Origin of the sequence: Micromonospora sp. CV4 (assembly GCF_003667455.1) — a bacterium.
In the GTDB taxonomy this organism is placed as follows: domain Bacteria; phylum Actinomycetota; class Actinomycetes; order Mycobacteriales; family Micromonosporaceae; genus Micromonospora.
This window is the reverse complement of record NZ_RCVI01000090.1, coordinates 1-3,897: the sequence shown is the minus strand read 5'-3', so window position 1 is coordinate 3,897 and position 3,897 is coordinate 1. Positions and strand designations below refer to the sequence as shown.

The window sequence follows — 3,897 nt, the reverse complement described above, 5'->3', positions numbered from 1 at the left end:
GGGCGGCCCGCCGGGCGGCGGCGCGTTCCCGTGCGGCCCGCTCCGCGGTGGCCTGGCGGGCCAGCGAGTCGGCCCGGCCGGCGATCGAGGCGACCCGCTCCTCAGCGGTACGCACCGCGCGCCGGACCTCCATCTCGTTCTGCCGCGCCTGCGGCACCATCGCGGCGAGCTGGTCCCGGTCCTCGGTGGAGGGCTCGGCGTCGACCGGGGTCTCCTCGGCCAGCCGCAGCCGTTCCTCCAGCTCGGCGAGTGCGGTGAGGTCCCGCTGCCGGGCCGCCTCGGCGCGGGCCCGGGACTCGCCGAGCCGGTCGGTCTCCGCCTTCGCCGAGCGGGCCGCCGCACCCAGCTCGGCCAGTCGACGGGCGGCGGCGTTGCGGTGGCTCTCCGCCTCGCGCTTCTCGGCGGCGGCGTGCTGCACGGCCTCCTTGGCGGCGGCCACCTCGGCGCGTGCCTCGACGAGTTGGTCGCGCAGCTCCGCGCCGGCGCGCTCGGCCGTGAGCCGGTTGCTGCGGGCCTCCTCGACGGCCGCCTGCACCTCGATGTAGCTGGGCGCCTTGGCCGACCCGCCGGCCGCCGCGTACGCCCCGACGACGTCCCCGTCCGGCGTGACCGCGCGCAGCTCGGGGTTGCCGGCGACCAGGTCGGCCGCGGCGGCCAGGTCGTCGACGAGCACCACGTCGCGCAGCGCCCGGTGCACCGCCGGACGCAGCTCGGCGCTGCACTCCACCAGGTCGGGGGCCCAGCGGGCCTCGTCGGGCAGCTTCGGGCGCAGGGCGTCGGCGGAGCCGGTCATGCCCGGTCCCGCCGGGCTGCCCACGAGCAGGCCGGCCCGGCCGGCGTCGGAGATCTTCAGCAGTCGCATCGCCTCGACGGCCTCGTCCACCCCGCTGACGGCGACCGCGTCGGCGAGGCCACCGAGCGCGGCGGCCAGCGCGGCCTCGTGGCCCGGGGCGACGGTGAGCAGCCCGGCGAGGCTGCCGAGCAGGCCGGGCACGTCGCCGGCTCGGGCGAGCAGCGCGCCGGCGCCGTCCTTGCGCCGCAGGCCCAGGGAGAGCGCCTCCTCCCGGGCCTTCCAGGTGGCCGCGTCCTTCTCGGCCGCCCGCTCGGCGTCGGCCAGCGACCGGACGGTGGCCTGTGCCCGGTCCTGGCCGGCGACCGCCTCGGCGTGCCGGGCGTCCAGGTCGGCGTTGTCCCGGTCCGCCTCGGTGGACTGCGCGGAGACCGCGTCCAGGTCGGCCTGCGCCTGCTCGGCGCGACCCAACGCGTCGGCGTGCGCGACGGCGAGCCGTTCGATCTCCTCGCCGGCGCTGGTGGTCCGAGCCCGGGCCGAGTTGACCTGGCCGGTGAGCCGGGCCATCCCCTCGCGCCGGTCGGCGATGGCCTTGGCGGCCGCCACGAGCTCGCGTTCGGCGGCGGCGAGCTGACGTTCCAGCTCCTGGCGGTGCTCCACGGCCTCGGCCAGCCGGATCTGGTCGTCGGTGAGCGCCGCGCGCAGCTCCTCCTCCTGCTCGCGGACCCGCTCGGCCTCGGCCTCCAGCTGGTCCGGGTCGCGGCCGGTCCGCTCGTCGTCGCCGGTGGCGCTCAGGTGCCGCAGCCGTTCCCGGGCCAGCTGCTCGATCGAGCGGAAACGTTCCTGCAGGGCGGACAGCTTGTACCAGGTGTCCTGGGCGGCGGCGAGCAGCGGAGCGTCCTCGGCGAGCGCGGCCTCCAGCTCACCCAGCCGACCCTGCACCTCGGCGTGCTCGGCCTCGACCTGCTCACGCCGCTCCCGCAGCGCGGTCTCGTCGGCGATCTCCCGGTCGAGCGTGGTCCGCAGGGTGGCCAGGTCGTCGGCGAGCAGCCGCAACCGGGCGTCGCGCAGATTGGCCTGGATGGCGGCGGCCCGCCGGGCCACCTCCGCCTGCCGGCCCAGCGGTTTGAGTTGGCGGCGCAGCTCGGCGGTCAGGTCGGTCACGCGGTTGAGGTTCACCTGCATCGCGTCGAGCTTGCGCAGCGCCTTTTCCTTGCGCTTGCGGTGCTTGAGGACGCCGGCCGCCTCCTCGATGAACGCCCGGCGATCCTCCGGCTTGGCGTGCAGCATGCCGTCGAGCCGGCCCTGGCCGACGATGATGTGCATCTCCCGGCCGATGCCCGAGTCGGAGAGCAGCTCCTGGATGTCCAGCAACCGGCAGGTGTTGCCGTTGATCTCGTACTCGCTCTCGCCGGAGCGGAACATCCGGCGGGTGATGGAGACCTCGGTGTACTCGATCGGCAGCGCGCCGTCGGTGTTGTCGATGGTGAGGGTGACCTCCGCGCGGCCCAACGGCGCCCGGCCGGCGGTGCCGGCGAAGATGACGTCCTCCATCTTGCCGCCGCGCAGCGCCTTGGCGCCCTGTTCGCCGAGCACCCAGGCGATGGCGTCGACGACGTTGGACTTGCCGGAGCCGTTCGGGCCCACCACGCAGGTGATCCCGGGCTCCAGCTTCAACGTCGTGGCGGAGGCGAAGGATTTGAAGCCCCGCACCGTCAGGCTCTTGAGATACACCTTCTCGATCCTCGTCCGGTGGCCGCCGTACCGTCGCCGGCTGCGCGGACCTGGTGAACCCGCAGACTAACCCGGTGGCGGGAGCGGTCGGGCACGCGACCCGCCCCGAAGCGCGGCGGTCGGGAGCGCGGGACGCGAGCGTGAACCGACGGCGCCGTTGTTCGGGACGCGGCGAGAAAGACAAACACCGTTCATGATCAGTAAGTCGACCGACGCGTTTCCGGAAACAACCGGCGCGGTTCCAGCGCCGCCCGAGACAAGATCATAAATAGCCGACCGGGAAAGGGGCCGGACAGCGTTGCGCGCCGGCACACAGGTGTCGGCGCGCATTTTTGCGATGGTGCGATTCAGTTTTCCGACCCCGAAGATCAGGTCAGCGCCGGCTCGGCCAGACGAAGCAGGTCGTCCGCTTCCGCCGCAGCCGCCGCGAGCCGATCGTTGTCGGCGCGCAGACGCGTGATCTCGAACTCCAGTGCCTGAACCCTGGCACGCAGTCGGGTGACCTCGTCGAGCAGACGCCGGTCGGGCGCTGCACCTACGTGGCCGTAGAGGGCCTTCGCCATGCTGACTCCTTGATATGCGCTGCCGGAAAGGCCGGCCAACGCGCGCCCATTCATACGCGACTGTCATTCCAGCTGTATCTGGGCATGACCGGGCGCGACTGGCGACACCTATATATTGAGCCGCAAACCCCTCCTTCGTCAAGTTCTCGCAGGCCGTAGATCATCTCTACGTCGACCTGTCCACTTGTCGGGGGGCTGCCTCAAGGCACGGACACTCTCTGTCCGGACGCCTTTACTGTACGCCGGAATTCCGGGAAGTCCGCACCCTGGCGTCCGACTTCCCCTTAACTCTTCCTTAGCCACGTTGCCGCAGGTCGTGGGCGAGTCGTAGCGTCACCCCGGCCCGCAACCGATCCCGTGGAGGCAGTGCGTGTACGGCTGGACCGACCCGATGGACCCGAACGGCGCCCCCCGGCGCGCCGAGCGGCCGACCGACGAGCCGGACTGGCTGAGGGATCGACCGGAACCTCGCTCGGCCTACCTGTTCGGTGACGGCGACCCCGACCAGCCCGGAGACGAGTGGCAGCGGACGCAGCCCGCCGCCGGTTGGCAGCAGGAACCGGCGGCCCCCGCCGGGGACCACGCCGCCGGCTGGCCGGCGTACGAGCCCGCGTACCAGCAGGAGGACGAGCTGACCGGCGGCTGGCGCGGCGACGCCCCCGGTGCGGAGACCACCGACGACTGGCAGACCGGTCCGACCGGCGTCGGCCGGCCGGGCGAGGGGCGGCACCGCTCGCCGCGGCGCTGGCGTCGGCCGCTGATGATCGGCGGCGCCGCCGCGGCGGCCACGCTCGTGGTGAGCCTCGGCAT

2 protein-coding genes and 1 pseudogene are annotated in these 3,897 nt (G+C 73.5%); 1 reads left to right on the top strand and 2 read right to left on the bottom strand.

What is annotated here, in order from left to right; genetic code table 11:
• Nucleotides 1-2,524 (bottom strand): chromosome segregation protein SMC (gene smc / locus EAD98_RS00675; protein ID WP_121652161.1); only part of this gene is annotated, 2,524 nt, incomplete at its 3' end.
• A gap of 368 nt (nucleotides 2,525-2,892) precedes the next feature.
• Complete coding sequence (locus EAD98_RS00670; protein ID WP_007456482.1) at nucleotides 2,893-3,087, bottom strand: hypothetical protein; 195 nt, start codon at nucleotides 3,085-3,087, stop codon at nucleotides 2,893-2,895.
• A 370-nt stretch (nucleotides 3,088-3,457) separates the two neighbouring features.
• Between EAD98_RS00670 and EAD98_RS00665 the strand changes: the two are divergent.
• Nucleotides 3,458-3,897: pseudogene (locus tag EAD98_RS00665) on the top strand (hypothetical protein); the annotation flags it as partial.

Excerpts from the sequence above, each read along its gene's own strand:
- EAD98_RS00670 (WP_007456482.1), bottom strand. The coding sequence starts at position 3,087 with ATGGCGAAGGCCCTCTACGGCCACGTAGGTGCAGCGCCCGACCGGCGT.